At 40.0% G+C, this 20,901-nt stretch carries 17 protein-coding genes; all 17 read left to right on the top strand.

Annotation, left to right across the window (positions count from 1 at the left end):
* Positions 1-91: 91 nt before the first annotated feature.
* A complete protein-coding gene (locus K1I71_RS01370; protein ID WP_080983321.1) occupies positions 92-502 on the top strand; it encodes a GNAT family N-acetyltransferase in 411 nt (136 codons plus the stop codon).
* A gap of 382 nt (positions 503-884) precedes the next feature.
* On the top strand, positions 885-1,730 hold the full coding sequence (locus tag K1I71_RS01365; RefSeq protein WP_080977898.1) for an ABC transporter ATP-binding protein: 846 nt from the start codon (positions 885-887) through the stop codon (positions 1,728-1,730).
* A gap of 15 nt (positions 1,731-1,745) precedes the next feature.
* Entirely contained in the window at positions 1,746-2,474 is a 729-nt protein-coding gene (locus K1I71_RS01360) for an ABC transporter permease (protein WP_049543346.1), read from the top strand.
* Between the two features lie 379 nt (positions 2,475-2,853).
* Positions 2,854-3,063, top strand: a complete 210-nt coding sequence (locus tag K1I71_RS01355; RefSeq protein WP_070479483.1) for a helix-turn-helix transcriptional regulator — start codon at positions 2,854-2,856, stop codon at positions 3,061-3,063.
* Entirely contained in the window at positions 3,053-3,541 is a 489-nt protein-coding gene (locus tag K1I71_RS01350) for a DUF6773 family protein (protein ID WP_223329990.1), read from the top strand. Before K1I71_RS01355 ends, K1I71_RS01350 begins: the two co-directional genes overlap by 11 nt.
* Before the next feature lie 115 nt (positions 3,542-3,656).
* Positions 3,657-5,117 carry a nicotinate phosphoribosyltransferase gene (locus tag K1I71_RS01345; protein ID WP_223329989.1) on the top strand — a complete coding sequence of 487 codons (1,461 nt, stop codon included), beginning with the start codon at positions 3,657-3,659 and terminating at the stop codon, positions 5,115-5,117.
* The gene (nadE, locus tag K1I71_RS01340; RefSeq protein WP_223329988.1) at positions 5,114-5,938 is read left to right on the top strand and encodes an ammonia-dependent NAD(+) synthetase; all 825 of its coding nucleotides are present in this window, start codon (positions 5,114-5,116) and stop codon (positions 5,936-5,938) included. The genes K1I71_RS01345 and nadE overlap by 4 nt, the downstream gene beginning before the upstream one ends.
* Positions 5,939-6,285: 347 nt before the next feature.
* Positions 6,286-6,834: a GNAT family N-acetyltransferase gene (locus K1I71_RS01335; protein WP_223329987.1), complete on the top strand. Its 549-nt coding sequence runs from the start codon at positions 6,286-6,288 to the stop codon at positions 6,832-6,834.
* 166 nt (positions 6,835-7,000) lie between these two features.
* Positions 7,001-7,711 carry a thiol-disulfide oxidoreductase-associated membrane protein CcdA2 gene (gene ccdA2, locus K1I71_RS01330; protein WP_223329986.1) on the top strand — a complete coding sequence of 237 codons (711 nt, stop codon included), beginning with the start codon at positions 7,001-7,003 and terminating at the stop codon, positions 7,709-7,711.
* A 13-nt stretch (positions 7,712-7,724) separates the two neighbouring features.
* On the top strand, positions 7,725-8,288 hold the full coding sequence (locus tag K1I71_RS01325; protein WP_223329985.1) for a redoxin family protein: 564 nt from the start codon (positions 7,725-7,727) through the stop codon (positions 8,286-8,288).
* A 9-nt stretch (positions 8,289-8,297) separates the two neighbouring features.
* Positions 8,298-9,410: a peptide-methionine (R)-S-oxide reductase MsrB gene (gene msrB / locus K1I71_RS01320; RefSeq protein ID WP_223329984.1), complete on the top strand. Its 1,113-nt coding sequence runs from the start codon at positions 8,298-8,300 to the stop codon at positions 9,408-9,410.
* Between the two features lie 70 nt (positions 9,411-9,480).
* On the top strand, positions 9,481-10,218 hold the full coding sequence (locus K1I71_RS01315) for a response regulator transcription factor (protein WP_223329983.1): 738 nt from the start codon (positions 9,481-9,483) through the stop codon (positions 10,216-10,218).
* Positions 10,215-11,906, top strand: a complete 1,692-nt coding sequence (locus K1I71_RS01310; RefSeq protein WP_223329982.1) for a cache domain-containing sensor histidine kinase — start codon at positions 10,215-10,217, stop codon at positions 11,904-11,906. Before K1I71_RS01315 ends, K1I71_RS01310 begins: the two co-directional genes overlap by 4 nt.
* A 114-nt stretch (positions 11,907-12,020) precedes the next feature.
* A complete protein-coding gene (locus K1I71_RS01305; RefSeq protein ID WP_223329981.1) occupies positions 12,021-12,584 on the top strand; it encodes a TIGR01440 family protein in 564 nt (187 codons plus the stop codon).
* 2 nt (positions 12,585-12,586) lie between these two features.
* Positions 12,587-18,493, top strand: coding sequence for a ZmpA/ZmpB/ZmpC family metallo-endopeptidase (locus K1I71_RS01300; protein WP_223329980.1), 5,907 nt, complete (start codon positions 12,587-12,589; stop codon positions 18,491-18,493).
* 60 nt (positions 18,494-18,553) lie between these two features.
* The gene (gene pabB / locus K1I71_RS01295; protein WP_223329979.1) at positions 18,554-20,275 is read left to right on the top strand and encodes an aminodeoxychorismate synthase component I; all 1,722 of its coding nucleotides are present in this window, start codon (positions 18,554-18,556) and stop codon (positions 20,273-20,275) included.
* Positions 20,276-20,893: an alpha/beta fold hydrolase gene (locus K1I71_RS01290; RefSeq protein WP_223329978.1), complete on the top strand. Its 618-nt coding sequence runs from the start codon at positions 20,276-20,278 to the stop codon at positions 20,891-20,893.
* The last annotated feature ends 8 nt before the right edge of the window (positions 20,894-20,901 follow it).

Raw genomic sequence — 20,901 nt, 5'->3', positions numbered from 1 at the left:
TCATCAACTCCGGTTGGTGGGTTTTTGCTAGTTTGACAGTCTATTGAAATAAGACTATAATCAAGCTGTATCAGTTTTCGAGGAGGTTTAGATGTACTTTAGATTGGAAAATAAAGAATCCCATAAATCACAAGAAATAGGGAATCTGATTCGTGTTTATAACCGTTCAAAAAGAGAAGAGGCTGAAAGTGAGCCACTTAATCTTTATGTCGAAGATGAAAAGGGCAATCTCATGGCAGGTTTGATAGCAGAGACTTTTGGAAATTGGCTAGAAATCGAGTATTTATTTGTAAAAGAAGAACTGAGAGGGCAAGGACTCGGTTCAAACCTATTGCAGCAAGCAGAAACTGAAGCTAAGAATCGAAACTGTCGTTTTGCTTTTGTCAATACTTACCAGTTTCAAGCTCCAGATTTTTATAAAATGCATGGCTACAAGGAAGTTTTTACCTTACAAGACTATCCCTACACAGGAAAAAGATTTTATTACCAAAAAGATTTGTAAGGAGAATATGAAATCATAAAGTAAAGAGGGGGCTTGACATAAGTATGGAGGTGGACTAATGGATATGAGTAACTATCGATAAGTAGCAGTTATAATCTACAAATTGTGTCTTTCTAGACGATATTGAGGACAATACAGTCGTAGCTAAGACATTAGATGTGAAATCCTACGATGCTGTAGATGTTTTGAGAAAATTGAATAAGCAGAAAACTCTCTATCATTTAGGTGGTAGAGAGTTTTTTGTTAATAAAATTTTACAAAATGACATTTATATATTGCATTAAGTTAGATATATGATATAATGTTGTTAAAAAGAGGCGCAACTTTTTAAAATTAATGAGAATCAAAGAGAAAACCAAGAATGTTAATGGAGGAATAAAAAATGGAAGTTATAAATGTAAGTAAGCATTATGCTCATTCAATCATTCTCAAAGATATAAATTTTGCACTTAATAAGGGTGAAATTGTTGGTCTAGTAGGGAGAAACGGAGTTGGCAAGAGTACATTGATGAAAATTCTTGTTCAGAATAATCAACCGACTTCAGGGAATATTATAAGTAGTGATAATGTTGGGTATTTAATCGAAGAACCAAAATTATTTTTATCTAAAACAGGTTTAGAGAATTTAAAATATTTGTCAAATTTATATGGTGTTGACTACAATAAAGAAAGATTTGGAAGTTTGATCCAAGAGTTAGATTTGACTCAGTCTATTAATAAAAAAGTAAAGACCTATTCTTTAGGTACAAAACAAAAATTAGCTTTGCTTCTAACTCTCGTTACGGAACCTGATATATTGATTTTAGATGAACCGACTAATGGTTTAGATATTGAATCATCACAAATAGTTTTAGCAGTTCTAAAAAACTTAGCTTTACATGAAAATGTGGGAATTTTAATATCGAGTCATAAATTAGAAGATATTGAAGAAATTTGTGAGAGGGTCCTTTTCTTGGAGAACGGGCTTTTGACATTCCAAAAAGTAGGAAAAGATAGACATAATTGCTTGTTTGAGATAGCTTTTTCATCAGCTACAGATAAAGACATTTTCCTTACCAAACAAGAATTTGGGGATATTGTTCAGGAAGAGGGACTGAAAATTACTATGTCTGGGAATATTCAAAGTAGTGAGCTTTTTAAATTTTTTAACGAAAACTCTATTAAAGTAGTTGATTTTGAAACTAAAAAAGAGACGCTTAAAGATATTTATCTAAATCGTTCAAAATAAAGGAAGGTTATAATCATGAAATTAAATAAATTGAATTTTCTTAAGGAAAATATAAGAGATTTATATTCATCAGGCGTAATATATCTCGGATTGATTATCTCGTTTATACCGCCGATACTGGTTACATTCTTTATTCTAAAGACTCAAGGGACATCACTTGGTATTAAGCATATTTCAAATTTTTATGCTATGCTCGGTATGTTAATGGCTGTTATACATGCTAACCGAATTATTAGCAGGGATTTTTCTAACAATACGATCAGTTTATTTTATAATCAAAAGAAAAATCGGATGATTTACGTCTTGTCTAATTTTCTATATGCCATCTCAGTTTCTATTATTTATGCTTTGAATGGTATTGTGTTACTAGTCATCGTATGTAAATTGGGTGTTCCAGGTGATTTAGGATTAGATTTTATAGTAGCTATTGTAGTCAATACAATTTTGTTAGTCCTATTTTATTTTCTATTATCTTACATTTTCTATTTATACAAATTGAAAAGTGGCTTGATATTTGGTATTTTAGTTGCTTTACTACTCTTTATCCCTAATATATTAAATACGATTATGATGAATACTAGTAATGATTTGTTTATCAAAGCAATTGAACTTCTTCCTTTTTATTCTTTACCTGTATTTGTGGCTTCAAATACGATGTCTATTAGTCAGTATCTTGTGGTAATCACTACAATCATTTTATTGTACTTTTTCACTCTCAAGAAAAGCAAGAAGTATTCATTTTAGTTTCGTTTAGTATTATTTTGCATACTTAAAACCAGCAAAAAATCAGTCATCTTGGTATGCTCCTTCTCTTGCTGTTCACCACGTTTTTGACTTATACTAGACTCATTTCCAAAAGCATTATATAATAGTAATATGAAACCAACAAAATAAGAAATACAATCAATCAAAACTCGTTTAAAAGACCCTACTAAAGCTAATACTAAACAAAAAATCAAATAGCAAACTAGGAAGTTTATTTCAAACAATCCAACATACTGATTTTAGGCTGAAGATAATATTGGAGTGCTAATTAATGAGGTTATAATAAATAGCTGACAGCTTGTGTTGGTTTTGGATTTTTTAAGAGTAGATGAGTATTAAAACTATAAGGAGGACGCAGGTGGCTAAAAATTTAAAATTAAAATTAGCTCGTGTAGAGCTTGATTTAACACAAGGTCAACTGGCAGAGGCTGTTGGTGTGACACGCCAGACTATTGGTTTGATAGAGGCTGGAAAATATAATCCCAGTCTCTCGCTCTGCCAGTCCATTTGCAGATGTTTAGGGAAAACACTAGACCAACTATTTTGGGAGGAAGAAGATGTTAACTAAATTCATTCATTATCAATTACTTGACGAAAGAGAAGAACAATTAATCAATAAAGCTGGGGCGGAATCCTTTACCCTCTTCATTGGGCTTGTGCTTCTAAGCTATTTGGTGGCTGTATTAGCTCCCTCTCTTTTTAATCCGAATTTTCTAGTCTATACTCTGATAGTAGGGATTTTGTTTTTTTTCAATCGTGCCCGTTATCTGGGAGTGACCTACTATAGTCGTTTTCATTTTACGATTTTGGGTTGTTTTTTCCTAACCTTGGCGATTACAACTCTATTGATGTTGCAGAATTATCAATTCAATATAGAAATTTATCAGCACAATCCTTTGAATGTTAAATACCTGTCTGCTTGGGTCATTACTTATGTCATTTACCTTCCTTGGGTCTTTATCGGCAATCTCGGTCTGAAGAGTTATGGCGAATGGGCTCAGAAAAAATTTGAGCAAGACATGGATGAACTGGAGAGTGGAGAATAGCTTGTTACTCTTTTCTCAATCCAGCTAAAATGTGATATAATAGTACTAATTTATTGGAATACATGAAAGTTTTTGAAAATTTTTATGGGTTTCTAGCTAAGGAAGTAGGAAAAGTATGTATCCAGATGATAGTTTGACATTGCACACGGACTTGTACCAGATTAACATGATGCAGGTTTACTTTGACCAGGGGATTCACAATAAAAAGGCGGTCTTTGAGGTTTATTTCCGACAACAGCCTTTTAAGAACGGCTATGCGGTTTTTGCAGGTTTGGAAAGAATTGTGAGTTATCTTGAAGACCTGCGTTTTTCAGATAGTGATATTGCCTATTTGGAATCGCTAGGCTATCATGGGGCATTCTTGGACTACCTCCGCAATTTCAAGTTGGAGCTGACCGTTCGTTCTGCCCAAGAAGGGGACTTGGTCTTTGCTAATGAACCGATTGTGCAGGTGGAAGGCCCTCTAGCCCAATGTCAGTTGGTCGAAACGGCTCTTTTGAACATCGTCAACTACCAGACCTTGGTGGCGACTAAGGCAGCTCGTATTCGTTCGGTTATAGAAGATGAACCCTTGATGGAGTTTGGGACACGTCGGGCTCAAGAGATGGATGCGGCCATCTGGGGAACACGCGCAGCGGTGATTGGTGGTGCCAATGGAACCAGCAACGTGCGCGCTGGTAAACTCTTTGACATTCCTGTTTTGGGGACCCATGCCCATGCCTTGGTACAGGTTTATGGTAACGACTATGAGGCCTTTAAGGCTTATGCTGCGACCCACAAAAATTGTGTCTTTCTTGTAGATACCTATGACACCCTTCGCATCGGTGTACCAGCTGCCATTCAGGTGGCGCGTGAGCTGGGTGACCAGATTAACTTTATGGGTGTGCGGATTGACTCGGGGGATATTGCCTACATTTCTAAGAAAGTCCGTCAGCAACTGGACGAGGCTGGATTTACAGAGGCTAAGATTTATGCTTCAAATGATTTGGACGAAAATACCATTCTCAACCTCAAGATGCAAAAGGCTAAGATTGATGTCTGGGGTGTGGGAACCAAGCTGATTACAGCCTATGATCAGCCAGCTCTTGGGGCAGTTTATAAGATTGTTGCAATTGAAGATGAAAATGGGAACATGCGCAATACGATTAAGCTGTCAAATAATGCTGAAAAAGTGTCTACACCAGGTAAGAAGCAGGTGTGGCGCATTACCAGTCGTGAAAAAGGCAAGTCAGAAGGCGACTACATCACTTATGACGGTGTGGATGTGAGCGACATGACAGAAATCAAGATGTTCCATCCGACCTATACCTACATCAAGAAGACCGTTCGTAATTTTGATGCCGTTCCTCTCTTGGTGGATATCTTCAAAGACGGAAAATTGATTTACAACCTGCCTAGCCTGACTGAGATTCAGGATTATGCTCGTAAGGAATTTGACAAGCTTTGGGATGAGTACAAGCGTGTGCTCAATCCGCAGCATTATCCAGTGGATTTGGCGCGTGATGTATGGCAAGACAAGATGGACTTGATTGATAAGATGCGCAAGGAAGCTCTTGGTGAAGGAGAAGAAGAATGAGTTTGCAAGAAACGATTATCCAAGAACTGGGCGTGAAACCAGTGATTGATGCCCAGGAAGAAATCCGCCGTTCCATTGATTTCTTAAAAAGATACCTGAAAAAACATCCCTTCCTAAAAACCTTTGTACTAGGGATTTCTGGGGGACAAGACTCAACCTTAGCAGGACGGTTTGCTCAATTGGCTATGGAAGAACTGCGAGCAGAAACGGGCGATGACAGCTACAAATTTATCGCTGTCCGCCTACCTTATGGAGTGCAAGCTGATGAAGCAGATGCTCAAAAATCCCTAGCCTTTATCCAGCCTGATGTCAGTTTAGTGGTGAATATCAAGGAATCTGCGGATGCCATGACAGCTGCAGTTGAAGCGACAGGAAGCCCTGTTTCAGACTTCAACAAGGGAAATATCAAGGCACGTTGCCGTATGATTGCTCAGTATGCCCTTGCTGGTTCCCATAGCGGAGCGGTCATTGGAACAGACCACGCCGCGGAAAATATCACAGGTTTCTTTACCAAGTTTGGTGACGGTGGTGCAGATATTCTCCCTCTTTATCGCCTCAATAAGAGTCAAGGAAAACAACTCTTGAAGGAACTTGGTGCAGATCCAGCCCTTTATGAAAAAATCCCAACAGCAGACCTAGAAGAAGACAAACCAGGCCTAGCTGACGAAGTAGCCCTCGGAGTCACTTATGAAGAGATTGACGACTACCTAGAAGGCAAAACAATCAGCCCAGAAGCCCAAGCGATCATCGAAAACTGGTGGCACAAAGGCCAACACAAACGCCACCTACCTATCACCGTCTTTGATGACTTTTGGGAGTGAGACAGAAATCGGTAACTCACAGAGTTCGATTTCGCCGTCTCACCCCCGCAACGATGACTAGGTTTGAAAAAGCTTGCTAGAGCGCATTTCAAACCAGACAGCGACTGCGTCAAGGAACTAGATGAAAAACTTGTTTTTTAGTTATTACTGAGTTTAGTCTTTTTACCCTGAGCCTATAAATAAGAAAGTGAGAGAAGGTCTGGGGGACCTTGAACCCCGAGCATGGAAACAAGTAAGTGAGGAAGGTCCAATGGACCTTTTTAGCGTATTACCTTGAGATTCAAAAGCAAAACAAGTTTTAATGGAGATTGGGCAGAGAATCATCTATCAGAAAGCGAGGTAACATCATGAAAGCGATTGGTACGCAAATATTACAGACAGATCGTTTAATCTTGCGAAGATTTGTGGAAAGTGATGCAGAAGCCCTGTTTCAGAATTGGGCTTCATCCGCTGAGAATCTAACCTACGTTACTTGGGATCCTCATCCTGATGTTGAGGTGACTCGGAAGTCTATTCGAAATTGGGTTGGCTCGTATACAAATCCCAACTATTACAAATGGGCCATTTGCCTCAAAGAAGATCCTGAGCAAGTGATAGGAGATATCAGCATTGTTGCAATAGATGGGAACGATTCTTCTTGTGAAATTGGCTATGTGCTAGGCAAGAAATACTGGGGATGTGGGATGATGACAGAGGCCTTAAAAGCTGTCTTGGACTTTTGTTTTACTCAAGTAGGCTTTCAAAAAGTCAAGGCACGTTATGCCAGTCTCAACCCAGCTTCAGGTCGTGTCATGGAGAAAGCAGGGATGTCCTATCTACAAACCATTGTTAATGGTGTAGAGAGAAAAGGCTATCTTGCGGACCTCATTTATTATCAGATAAGTAGGGAAGACTAGTGAATTTTCTTTTCAGTTTCCATCAAAGTCAGACTTTGTCTGGCTTTTTTTGCAACATTTTTTACATAACCTGATTAAATTCCTATTTTTCCCTATCATTGTCCCTGTTTTTTCTGGGGGTTTGGGGCTATAATAGTCCTATCAAATCAAAGAATGGAGGAAGGCAATGGATAATATAATCTTTTTTATCAGTGTTTTTCTTGCTGGAATTCTTTCCTTCTTTTCTCCTTGTATCTTACCCTTGTTGCCAGTCTATGCAGGGGTCTTATTGGATGACAAAGATGGTGCTCAGGCTTCTAGTGGCAAATGTTCAATCTCACTTGTTAGTCTATTGCGAACTTTGGTCTTTATAGCAGGGATATCCTTTGTTTTTATCTTACTAGGCTATGGGGCTGGTTTTTTAGGCAATTTACTGTATGCTTCTTGGTTTCAGTATGTGACGGGTGCGGTTATCATTCTTTTGGGCTTGCACCAGATGGAAGTCTTACATTTTCAGGGGTTCTACAAGGAAAGAAGGCTACAATTACAGAGACAGGGGCAAAAGGGTAAGGGCTATAGTCAGGCATTTTTACTGGGGCTGACCTTTAGTTTTGCTTGGACGCCATGTGTGGGGCCGGTTCTTGGCTCTGTTTTGGCCTTGGCGGCTTCAGGTGGCTCAGGTGCTTGGCAGGGAGCTGGTCTCATGTTGATTTACACGCTGGGATTGGCACTACCATTTTTGGTTCTAGCTCTCGCCTCCAGCTATGTTTTGAAACATTTCCGAAAACTCCATCCCTACCTCGGGACCCTCAAAAAAGTGGGTGGTTTCCTCATTATCGTAATGGGAATCTTGGTGCTTTTGGGAAATGCTTCCATTTTGACTACATTATTTGAATAGAAAGGAAGAAGAAATGAAAAAATGGCAAACATGTCTCCTTGGAGTAGGCTCAATCTGTTGCTTGGCAGCCTGTTCGGCTAAAAACATGTCAGACAAATCTACTATGAAGGAGCAAACGAAAACAGAACAAGTCAGCTCGCAAACTGCCACCAAGGGTCAAGCAGTCGCTGATTTTGAACTAACAGGTGTAGACGGCAAGACCTACCGCTTGTCTGATTACAAAGGCAAGAAAGTTTATCTCAAATTCTGGGCTTCTTGGTGTTCCATCTGTTTAGCTAGTCTTCCAGATACCGATGAAATTGCTAAGGATGCTGGTGATGATTATGTGGTCTTGACAGTGGTGTCTCCTGGTCACAAGGGAGAACAAGCAGAAGCGGACTTTAAGAACTGGTACAAGGGCTTGGATTATAAAAATATTCCAGTTCTAATTGATTCATCAGGAAAACTTTTGGAAAGTTATGGTGTCCGTTCTTACCCAACTCAAGCCTTTATAGACAAGGAAGGCAAGCTGGTCAAAACGCAACCAGGTTTTATGGATAAGGATATGATTTTAAAAACATTGAAAGAAATGGGGTAGAGAAAGGTCATGAATGATAAAGTAAAATTGTTTGTCTTGGCAGGAATCTTTTTCCTAGCCATAAGCGGTTTCTATTTTCTATTGATGCGAAATGCAGGGCAGACAGATAGCTCGCAAATTGAGAAAGCATCAGTTAGCCAAGGAGGAAAAACAGTGAAAAAAACAGAAATTAGTAAAGACGCAGACTTGCACGAAATTTATCTAGCTGGGGGATGTTTCTGGGGAGTGGAGGAATATTTCTCACGTGTGCCTGGAGTGACAGATGCCGTTTCAGGCTATGCGAACGGTAGAGGGGAGACAACCAAGTACGAATTGATTAACCAAACAGGTCATGCAGAGACTGTCCATGTTACTTATGATGCCAAACAAATTTCCCTCAAAGAAATCCTGCTTCATTACTTCCGCATTATCAATCCAACCAGCAAAAATAAACAAGGAAATGACGTGGGTACCCAGTATCGTACAGGTGTTTATTACACAGATGACAAGGATTTGGAGGTGATTAACCAAGTCTTTGATGAGGTGGCTAAGAAATACGATCAACCTCTAGCAGTTGAAAAGGAGACCTTGAAGAATTTTGTAGTGGCAGAGGATTATCACCAAGACTACCTCAAGAAAAATCCAAATGGCTACTGTCATATCAATGTCAATCAGGCGGCCTATCCCGTCATCGATGCCAGCAAATATCCGAAACCAAGTGATGAGGAATTGAAGAAGACCTTGTCACCTGAGGAGTATGCAGTTACCCAGAAAAATCAAACAGAACGAGCTTTTTCAAACCGCTACTGGGATAAATTTGAATCTGGTATCTATGTGGATGTAGCAACTGGCGAACCCCTCTTTTCATCAAAGGACAAGTTTGAGTCTGGTTGTGGTTGGCCTAGTTTCACCCAGCCCATCAGCCCAGATGTTGCCACTTACAAGGAAGATAAGTCCTACAATATGACGCGCATGGAAGTGCGGAGCCGAGTTGGAGATTCTCACCTTGGTCATGTCTTTACGGATGGACCACAGGACAAGGGTGGCTTGCGCTACTGTATCAATAGTCTATCTATCCGCTTTATTCCTAAAGACCAAATGGAAGAAAAAGGCTATGCCTATTTACTAGATTATGTCGATTAAGAAGTCTTTCCTAAGCAGTTAGAGGAGAATTTTGCTATACTGATACTAGTAAGTGGTAAAGGAGCAGGGCATGACCTATACAATCTTAATCGTAGAAGATGAATATCTGGTAAGACAAGGTTTGACCAAGCTGGTCAATGTAGCAGCTTACGATATGGAAATCATCGGTCAGGCTGAAAATGGAAGGCAGGCTTGGGATTTGATCCAAAAACAGGTGCCAGACATTATTTTAACTGATATCAACATGCCTCAGCTAAATGGCATCCAGTTGGCCAGTCTGGTCCGAGAAACCTATCCTCAGGTTCACCTAGTTTTTTTGACCGGCTACGATGATTTTGATTATGCCTTGTCTGCTGTCAAACTCGGTGTGGATGACTACTTGCTCAAACCCTTTTCCCGTCAGGATATTGAGGAAATGTTGGGGAAAATCAAGCAAAAACTAGACAAGGAAGAAAAAGAAGAGCAGTTACAAGATTTACTGACTGATAATTTAGAGGGAAATATTGCTCAGAAAATCCAGTCTCATCTGGCTGACAGTCAGTTTAGTTTGAAGTCTTTGGCCAGTGACTTAGGTTTTAGTCCGACCTATCTGAGTTCCTTGATTAAGAAAGAGTTGGGGCTGCCTTTTCAGGATTATCTGGTACGAGAGCGTGTCAAACAAGCCAAACTCTTGCTTTTGACTACAGATCTGAAGATTTACGAGATAGCCGAAAAGGTTGGCTTTGAAGATATGAATTACTTTACCCAACGTTTTAAACAAGTTGCAGGTGTGACACCTCGCCAGTTTAAGAAGGGGGAAGGCCGATGAAGCGTTCATCTCTCCTAGTCAGAATGGTTATTTCCATCTTTCTGGTCTTTCTCATTCTCCTAGCTCTGGTTGGGACTTTCTACTATCAATCTAGTTCTTCAGCTATTGAGGCTAGCATTGAGGGCAATAGCCAGACGACTATCAGTCAGACTAGCCACTTTATCCAGTCTTATATCAAAAAATTAGAAACCACCTCGACTAGTTTGACCCAGCAGGCAGATGTCCTAGCCTATTCTGAGAATCCCAGTCAAGACAAGGTCAAGGGAATTCGAAATCTATTTTTGACTATCTTGAAGGCAGACCAAGATTTGAAAGCTGTTGTACTGGTCACTAAATCCGGTCAGGTCATTTCTACAGATGACAGTGTGCAGATGAAAACTTCTTCTGATATGATGGCTGAGGATTGGTACCAAAAGGCCATTCATCAGGGAGCCATGCCCATTTTGACTCCAGCTCGTAAATCGGATAGTCAGTGGGTTATTTCTGTTACTCAGGAACTTGTTGATGCAAAGGGGGTCAATCTTGGCGTACTTCGCTTGGATATTTCCTATGAAACTTTGGAAGCCTATCTCAACCAACTCCAGTTGGGTCAGCAGGGTTTTGCCTTTATCATCAATGAAAACCATGAATTTGTCTACCATCCTCAACACACAGTTTATAGTTCATCTAGCGAAATGGAGGCTATGAAACCCTACATCGAGACAGGTCAGGGCTATACTCCTGGCCATAAATCCTACGTCAGTCAGGAACAGATTGCAGGAACTGATTGGACGGTTATAGGAGTTTCTTCGTTGGAAAAATTATCTCAAGTTCGGAGTCAGCTCTTGTGGACCTTGCTTGGGGCCAGTGTCACCTCTCTTCTTGCCTGTCTCTGCTTGGTGTGGTTCAGTCTCAGACGTTGGATTGCCCCTTTGAAGGATTTGAGAGAAACCATGTTGGACATTGCTTCTGGTAATCAGAATCTTCGTGCCAAGGAAACTGGTGCCCATGAACTGAGAGAAGTGACTCGCCAGTTCAATGCTATGTTGGATCAGATTGATCAGTTGATGGCAGATATTCGCAGGCAGGAAGAAACGACCCGTCAGTACCAACTTCAAGCCCTATCAAGCCAGATTAACCCCCATTTCCTCTACAACACATTGGATACGATCATCTGGATGGCTGAATTTCAGGATAGTCAGCGAGTGGTTCAGGTGACCAAGTCATTGGCGACCTATTTCCGCTTGGCGCTCAATCAGGGTAAGGATTTGATTTGCCTGTCTGACGAAATTAATCATGTCCGCCAGTATCTCTTTATCCAGAAACAACGCTATGGAGATAAGCTGGAATATGAAATTTCTGAAAATCCTGACTTTGATAAGCTAGTCTTGCCCAAGTTGGTGTTACAACCCTTGGTAGAAAATGCTCTTTACCATGGCATTAAGGAAAAGGAAGGTCAGGGACATATTAGAGTTTCTGTGCAGAAACAGGATTCAGGATTGGTCATCCGCATTGAGGATGATGGAGTTGGTTTCCAAGATGCTAGCGATAGTAGTCAAAGTCAGCTCAAACGTGGGGGAGTTGGTATTCAAAACGTTGACCAACGGCTCAAACTTCATTTTGGAGAAGATTACCAAATGAAGATTGATTCTATTCCCTCAAAAGGTACGACAGTTGAAATATACATAAATGGAATAGAAACTAGCTAACTCCCAGTCAATTTTGGGAGTTTTATGCGTAATTGAACAAGCTTTCTAGATTGTCTATCTTGCTAAAACGTAGAAAAAACGATATGATAGATAATGACAAAAGAGGTATCAAGTATGAAGGAAAAAGACATTCAAAGAGAAACAAGCCAGATTGTAAAAGATGTATTAGAAAAGGCCAATTTGAAGCAAGGATCTATCTTTGTTTTGGGCCTTTCTTCTAGTGAAGTGATAGGTGGTCAGATTGGCAAGGAATCCAGCCAAGAAATTGGGGAAATCATCGTGAAGACCATCCTAGATATCCTAGAGGAAAAAGGAATTCATCTAGCTGTTCAAGGTTGTGAACATGTCAATCGGGCTCTCGTTGTTGAACATCAGGTGGCAGAGCAGTTTGGCCTGGAAATCGTCAGTGTCCTTCCAACTCTCAATGCAGGAGGTTCAGGTCAGTTGGCAGCCTTCAAGTTTATGCAAGATCCAGTTGAGGTTGAATTTATCAAGGCTCATGCTGGATTGGATATCGGAGACACTGCAATTGGTATGCATGTCAAGCATGTTCAGGTTCCGATTCGCCCTCTTTTGAGAGAAATTGGGCATGCCCATGTAACGGCTCTTGCTAGCCGTCCAAAATTAATTGGAGGTGCGCGTGCGCAGTATCCACAAGATTCTATCAGAAAGTCGTGAGAATGAAAAAAACAAAACAACAACTAGAAAAAATCACCAAATATTCGATTCGTAAGCTAACTGTTGGGGTAGGTCCTGTAGCCATCGGGGCCTTCCTTTTTGGTGCCAGTACCCTTTCAGTAGATAAGGTTCATGCCAATGAAGTTGGTGGTGCTCATAGCGTTCATTACCGTTATTTGGCGGAGCAGGAATTGACCGAGTCTGAAAAAGCTCTGATTCACCATGAAGTTCCTACAGAATTTCAAGATGATGATATTCTTTATGTAGTTTATCGCAAGAAGGCAACTAACAGCCAACAACTTCCTTACACAGGAAGTAAGGAGCTAGCCCTAGCAGGTCTTGGCTTGGCAACGGCTTCTCTAGCAGTCTTTTTGGTGTCTAAAAAAGGTCGCAAAGAGGTCCTAGGTGTTCTCTTGATTGGTTCTTTAGGAGCCAGCACCTTTGTGCCTTACGGGACATTTGCATTTGAAAATAAAGAATTGCTTTCTTATAACCAAACTATTTCAGCCTCTACACATGAGGGTTTGGCTGAAGGGATTATCCACATTGATGGCTATGAATACATTGGATACTTCAAGGAAGCAGAACTCCATCCATTAAGGCCAGCTTCAGCTGAACAGCCTAAGTTGCCAGTAGAGAAGCAAAGTTCAAAAGAAATCGAGAAAACTGAAGTCGTTCAAGAAAGACCTGCTGTTGCTCCCCAAACTGTTGTTGAAAAACCTTTGGCACAAACTCCGGTTGCTCCTGCGGTTGAAGCAAAACCAGTTTCTGAGAAGCCTCAGACAAGACAGGAAGAGAGGTTGGTGGAGATTCCGTTTGAAACAGTCACAAGCCTAGATGCTAATCTAGCAGAAGGACAGACTCGTATCGTCACAGCTGGAGTAAATGGTCAGCGTCGCCTTGTAACCAAAGTATCAATGGTTAATGGTCAAGAAGTTAGAGAAGTCATCGAAGACCAAGTGGTTCAGAATCCTGTGTCACAAGTCATTGCAGTCGGAACGAAGAAAGAGGTGCAACCTGCCCCAACTCCAACCCCACAGGTTGAACCAACGCATCAAGTAGCAAAAGGAACTCAGGAGGACGGTAAAGAAGGCCAAGCCTTAACACAACCAACCTTACCAGATGCTCCAGTTGAAACGAAGGGGACCCAAGAAGAAGGCAAAGCAGGTCAAGCTCTAACACAACCAGAACTTCCAGAGGCTCCAATAGAAGCAAAAGGAACTCAAGAGGACGGTAAGGAAGGACAAGCCTTAACGCAACCTGAATTGCCAGAGGCTCCAGTAGAAGCCAAAGGAACTCAAGAAGAAGGTAAAGCAGGTCAAGCTCTTGTACAAGAACAGTTACCAGAGTACAAAGTAACTGAGGGAACCCTTGTTGAAACATCGACTACAGACCTAGACTACAAAACTGAAACGACTGATGATCCAACCAAGTATACGGACGAAGAAACTGTCGTAAGAAATGGAGAAAAAGGTAGTCAAGTTACTAAAACAACTTATAAAACAGTAGAAGGTGTTAAAACGGACCAAGTTCTTTCAACTAGCACAGAAGTTGCCAAGGAGCCTGTAAACCAACAGGTAAGTCGTGGGACAAAACCAATTGAAGGAACTCTTGTAGAAGAAAGTCTCGAAAAGATTCCATTTAAGGAAGTTGTTAAAGAAGATGATCAACTGAAAAAAGGCTTAGAAGTTGTAGCTCAAGAAGGTAAAGAAGGTCAGAAAAAAATCACCAAGACCTTTAATACCATTAAGGGAGTTAAAACAGAGAACGCTCCAAAAGTTACAGAGGAAATCCTTGAGGCACCTCAAGATAAAATTTTAAAACGTGGTACCAAGAGCTTTGAAAAACCAGTATTGACCATCACAGCAGTTGAATCTAAGGATTTGAAGCGTACTTCAGATGTTAAGTATAGTCTAGAAAATCCAAGTAAGGCAGCCATTAAATCTATCACCTTAACTCTGAAAAAAGGTGATGAGATTGTGAAGACATTGAATGTTTCACCAGATGACTTGACAACTACCCTGACAGATTTACAGTACTACAAGGATTATAAACTTGAAACGAAGATGGTTTATGACCGTGGTGAGGGTGATGAGGAAGAAGTTCTGAAAGAAGAACCGCTAAGAATTGACCTCAAAAAAGTTGAAATCAAAAACATCAAAGAAACAAGCTTGATGAGTGTGGACGCTGATGGTAATGAAACAGATTCTAGTTTGCTGACAGAAAAACCAGCTGATCTTGCTCCACTTTATTTACGAGTGACCACTCATGACAATAAAATAACAAGACTGGCTGTTGATAAGATTGAAGAAGTAGAAAAAGACGGAAAAACTTTATACAAAGTCACTGCCAAAGCACCTGATTTGATTCAACGGAATGCTGATAACACACTGAACGAAGAGTATGTTCATTATTTTGAAAAACAAAAAACACACGAAGGTGATGTATATTATAGCTTTGACGACCTTGTAAAAGCTATGCAAAAAGACCCGACTGGCACATTTAAGCTTGGTAGCAATATCAATGCTGCTAACGTTAAACCAGCAGGAAAATCTTATGTTACTAATGCTTTCAAAGGAACATTAACAAGCACTGACGGTAATAAATTTACCATTAGCAATATGAACAGACCTTTATTCGGTGATATTGTCGGTGGTACTGTTAAAGATTTACTACTTGCAAATGTAAATATCGACATGCCAGGGACTGATAGGATTGCACCACTAGCGAATGTTATCAAAAATAATGCGACTGTAGAGAATATTAAAGTAACAGGTAACGTTGTTGGTAATAATGATGTATCTGGTGTTATCAATAAAATTGATGGCAGTGGAAAATTAAGTAACGTTGCATTTATCGGTAAAGTACACGCTGCTGGAAATCGAGGTGGTTACTTAACAGGTATCGTCGGTGAAAACTGGAAAGGTATTGTAGAAAAAGCTTATGTTGATGCTGAAATCACAGGTAACAAAGCTAAAGCTGCCGGAATTGTATATTCATCTCAAAATGGTGGCAACAACAATACTTTAGGTAAAGAAGGTACTCTTCGAAACTCTGTAGCAAAAGGCTCTATTGAACTCAAAGAAGCCGTTATGTCTGGTGGACTGCTAGGGACTAACTGGGCACTAGGGGCTATAGAAGACAACATCACTATGATGAAAGTTAAGACTGGTGAAATGGTCTTTGGTCACTCTGATATTGATGCTGATGATTACTTTACATACTCTAGAACGAAGCGCAACTACAGTGTTGAGGGTGTAAGTGAAGGTAAAAAGACTTATAAAAACTCAAATAAAGTCCCTAGCATAACTCAAGAAAAAGCTGATGAATTAATTGCTAAAATGGGAATCACTGCTGATAAATTCGAAAGCACACTTCCTATTGAAGACAAACTGAACAATATTGTAAGTAAAGCTAATCAATACAAAAATATTTATGACTACGATGCTTCTCGTGAGCTTGCTTACCGTAACATTGAAAAACTTCAACCATTCTACAACAAAGAATGGATTGTTAACCAAGGGAACAAGCTTGCAGAAGGTTCAAACTTGTTAACTAAAGAAGTATTGTCTGTAACTGCAATGAAAGGCAATGACTTTGTCACAGACCTTACAGATGCTGACCATATTATGGTTCACTACGCAGATAAGACAAAAGAAATCTTTACAATTTCACCGAAAGAATCTAAAGTGAAACAAGTGAAAGAATACAGCGTGGCTGAATTGGGTGAAGTCGTTTATACACCAAACATGGTTGTCAAAGATCGTACAGATTTAATCAGCGCTATCGAAAGCAAGTTAAGTCCAGTAGAATTACAATCTGATCCGATTTACCAACACTTGGGTAGAACTGGTGGTAATAAAGTCAATGCAATTAAGGATTTGTACTTAGAAGAAAGCTTCAAGTATGTTAAAGATAATCTTAATAAATTCGTTACGAAGTTAGTTGAAAATGAAGATCACCAGCTTAACACTGATCAAGCTGCAAAACGTGCCTTGATTAAGAAAATCGATGACAATAAGGCCGCAGTTCTTCTTGGTTTGTCTTACCTCAACCGTTACTACGGAGTTAAATTCGATGACTTTAATATTAAAGAATTAATGCTATTCAAACCTGACTTCTATGGTAAGAATGTAAATGTGTTAGACTTCTTGATTAAGGTTGGTTCTAAAGAAAGTAACATTAAAGGTGATAGAACTTTAGAAGCTTATCGCGAAACGATCGGTGGAGTTATTGGTATAGGTGAGTTAAACAGTTTCTTAGACTATAACATGCGTCTATTCACAAGTGATACAGACTTAAATGATTGGTTCATAAAAGCGACTAAAGATAATGTATATGTCGTTGAACCTAAAACAACAACTCCTGAATTTGCTAATAAGAAACACAGAGCCTACGAGGGATTAAACAACGACATGCATGGTAAGATGATTTTACCACTTCTTAACTTGAAAGATGCACATATGTTCTTAATCTCAACATATAACACTATGGCTTACAGTTCCTTTGAAAAATACGGTAAGAATACTGCGGAAGAACGTGAAGCATTCAAAGCTGAAATCAATAAAGTCGCTAAAGGTCAACAAAATTACCTAGATTTCTGGTCTCGTTTATCATTGGATAAAGTTCGTAATCAACTACTTAAGAGCAACAACATGGTACCAACTCCTGTGTTAGATAACCAAAACTATAAAGGAATCAGTACAGATAAATACGGACATACGAATAGTGGCAAAGACGTAGCACCTATCCGTGAATTATACGGACCAACAGGTCGCTACCATGCTACTGACTGGCGTATGGGAGCTGTAGCTCGTATTTACGGTAACCCTTATAAGGATGATTCAGTCTTCTTCATGGTTACTGATATGATTAGTGACTTTGGTATATCAGCCTTCACTCACGAAACGACTCACGTAAATGACCGCATGGTTTACTTAGGTGGTTCAAGACACCGTGAAGGTACTGACCTAGAGGCGTTCGCACAAGGTATGTTGCAATCGCCTGCTGAAACAAGTCCAAACGGTGACTTTAAAGCACTAGGACTGAACATGGCATACGAACGTCCAAACGATGGAAACCAATGGTATAACACAAATCCAAATGACCTTACTTCTCGCGCTGAAATCGATCATTACATGAAAGGTTTCAATGATACCCTCATGCTTCTTGATTACCTTGAAGGAGAAGCTGTCATTGATAAAGGCAGTAAAGAACTAAACAACGCTTGGTTCAAGAAAGTAGATAAGCAACTTCGTGGAGCTAATACGAAGAACCAATACGACAACGTTAGAGATTTAAATGCAGAAGAAAAAGAATATAATTTAACATCTGTTAACGACTTAGTAGAAAAAAACTTCATGACCAAACACGGTCCTGGTAATGGTCAGTATGATCCAACTGGATTTGGCTCTGCCTATGTAACTGTACCAATTACAGCTGGTATCTATGGTGGTAATACGAGTGAAGGTGCTCCAGGAGCAATGTCATTCAAACATAACACCTTCCGTATGTGGGGTTACTTTGGATATGAAAAAGGATTCCTAAATTATGCTTCTAACATGCTGAAAAATGAGTCTAAACAAGCAGGTCATGCTACTCTAGGAGATGACTTCATCATTAAGAAAGTTTCTGATGGTAAATTTAATACTCTAGAAGATTGGAAGAAAGAATATTTCAAAGAAGTTGTTGATAAAGCTAAAGCAGGATTTAACCCAGTTACAATCGATGGTACTACATACAGTAGTTACGAAGACTTGAAGAATGCATTTGCTGCAGCTGTTGATAAAGATAAAGCTACTCTTAAAAATGGCTCAGTTAAATTTGATAATACCGTATCACTTAAAGAGAAAATCTTCAAGAAACTTCTTCAACAAACAAATAGCTTTAAAACTTCAATCTTTAAATAATCGAAACCTCTCATCTGCTTTGCGGATGAGGGTTTTCTTATTTTGTGCTATACTTAAGGTATGCATAGAAAAACAGTGATTGATTTTAGGGCTTTGGGGGAGAGATACACCTTTACCCAGCCCATTAAAGAGTTGAAAACGAGAAATATAGCAGAAGTGGCAGATTTGTTGGCACAAGTGGAAAGTTACCAAGAGCAAGGCTATTATGTGGTGGGCTATGTTGGCTACGAGGCTGCACCTGCTTTTGAGGATAAATTAGCAGTTCATAAATCTCCTTTACTGGCAGAGTATCTGCTATATTTTACCGTTCATAATAGGGTAGAAACCTCCCCTATTCCTCTGATTTATGACGAGGTTGATTTGCCTTCAAACTGGCAGGAAGTAACGTCTGCAGAGGATTATGAAAAGGCTATTGCCCAGATTCACCATCATTTGCGGCAGGGAGACACCTATCAGGTCAACTACACCGTCCAACTCAAGCAAAAATTAAGTGCCAATCCTTTTGCCATCTACAATCGTATGGTGGTAGAGCAGGAGGCGGGCTACAATGCCTATGTTGAACATGACGAGATGGCAGTGATTTCCATGAGCCCAGAGCTCTTTTTTGAGCAAAATGGCCACGAGTTGACAACGCGACCAATGAAGGGAACGACTCAGCGTGGCATGACTGACCAAGAAGACCTTGCCCAAGCTAGTTGGTTAGAACAGGATCCCAAAAATCGCTCTGAAAATATGATGATCGTGGACCTCTTGCGCAATGATATGAACCGTATTTCTGAAGTGGGAAGTGAGCACGTGGAGCGTCTGTGTCAAGTAGAACAGTATTCGACTGTATGGCAGATGACCTCGACCATCAAGAGTCAGTTGCGAGAGGATGTTGCCCTTGTTGAAATCTTCCGTTCTCTATTTCCTTGTGGTTCCATAACGGGAGCTCCAAAAATTGCGACTATGGAGATTATAAAGGACTTGGAGCCACAACCGCGTGGAGTCTACTGCGGAACAATTGGTCTCCTGCTTCCAAATGGACGACGGATTTTTAATGTTGCTATTCGGACCATTCAACTCTACAAGGAGCAAGCTATCTATGGAGTTGGCGGAGGCATTACATGGGATAGCACTTGGGAGTCTGAATACCGTGAGGTTCATCAAAAGGCAGCAGTTCTCTATCGTAAACAAGCTCGTTTCAAACTGATTACTACAGGGAAAATCAGCCAGAAGAACTTGCTGTTTGAAGAACAACATATAGAAAGGCTGAGAAAAGTTAGTCGGTATTTTGCCTTTCCATTTGATTCAGAAAACTTGAAACAAAAGATTGAAGCAGAGTGTCAGGCTTGTGATGATAATCAAGATTACCGCTTGCGTATTTCTCTCAGCAAGTCTGGAGAGATAGAAGTCGATCGCCAAGTATTAACACCCCTCAGTCCAAGTTTTTGTCAGGCCCAACTTTGTCTGCAGGAAGCCAATTTGCAACAAGCATTTACCTATTTTAAAACAAGCCACCGACCTCATTTAAACCTAGGGGAGCAAGAGAAGATTTACTACAATAAGTCAGGAGAACTGCTTGAAACCTCTATCGGAAATTTGGTTCTGAAAATCGATGGGAAACTCTACACACCGCCTATCCGTCTTGAAATCTTGCCAGGAATTTACCGTCAGCATTTGCTGGAAACAGGGCAGGTAGAAGAGAAAGTTTTGACCTTAAAAGACTTAGCCCAAGCAGAAGCTATTTACGGCTGTAATGCAGTGAGAGGCTTGTATGAATTGAGCCTAGAGGAGAACTAGGTGAAACTGATATTTTTACACGGGCTAGGGCAGTCAGCAGAGAGTTGGAAAGAAGTTCGGAATCTACTGACAGATTATCCTTCTGAGGCTATTGAGTTATTTCCTTCTGGAGTTAGCAACTATCAACAAGCTAAAGAGCGGGTTTATCAGCATCTAGCTCAAGAGACAGAACCTTTTATTTTGGTTGGATTGTCCTTAGGTGCTGCCCTTGCACTAGAACTTTCCAGTTATGATTTACCAAATCTTCGAGCTTTGGTTCTATCAGGATGCACGCTAAAATTAGCAGGGAATATCCTATTTTATGTTCAATTGCTGATATTTAAATTACTTCCCAAAAGAGTATTTGAAAAACAGGGAGCAGACAAAGTTCTTATGGTCGGAGTTTCTGAGGAATTGAAGACACTTGATTTAACGGATATATCAAGAACTTGTTCTTATCCAACCTTACTAATTTGTGGCAGCAAAGATAAACCGAATCTTAGCTCTATGAGAAGTCTTCATAAACTAATATCAGAATCCCAATTTCAGATTATACCAGATGGACCTCATGTCTTGAATAAGGCTAAACCAAAGGAGTTTGTAGAAAAGACCAGAAGTTTCCTTGAATTGCTGAAATAAGTTTGATA

This window comes from Streptococcus mitis, assembly GCF_019929545.1.
Classification (GTDB): Bacteria; Bacillota; Bacilli; order Lactobacillales; family Streptococcaceae; genus Streptococcus; species Streptococcus mitis_BU.
This window is presented reverse-complemented; position numbering and strand designations above follow the sequence as displayed.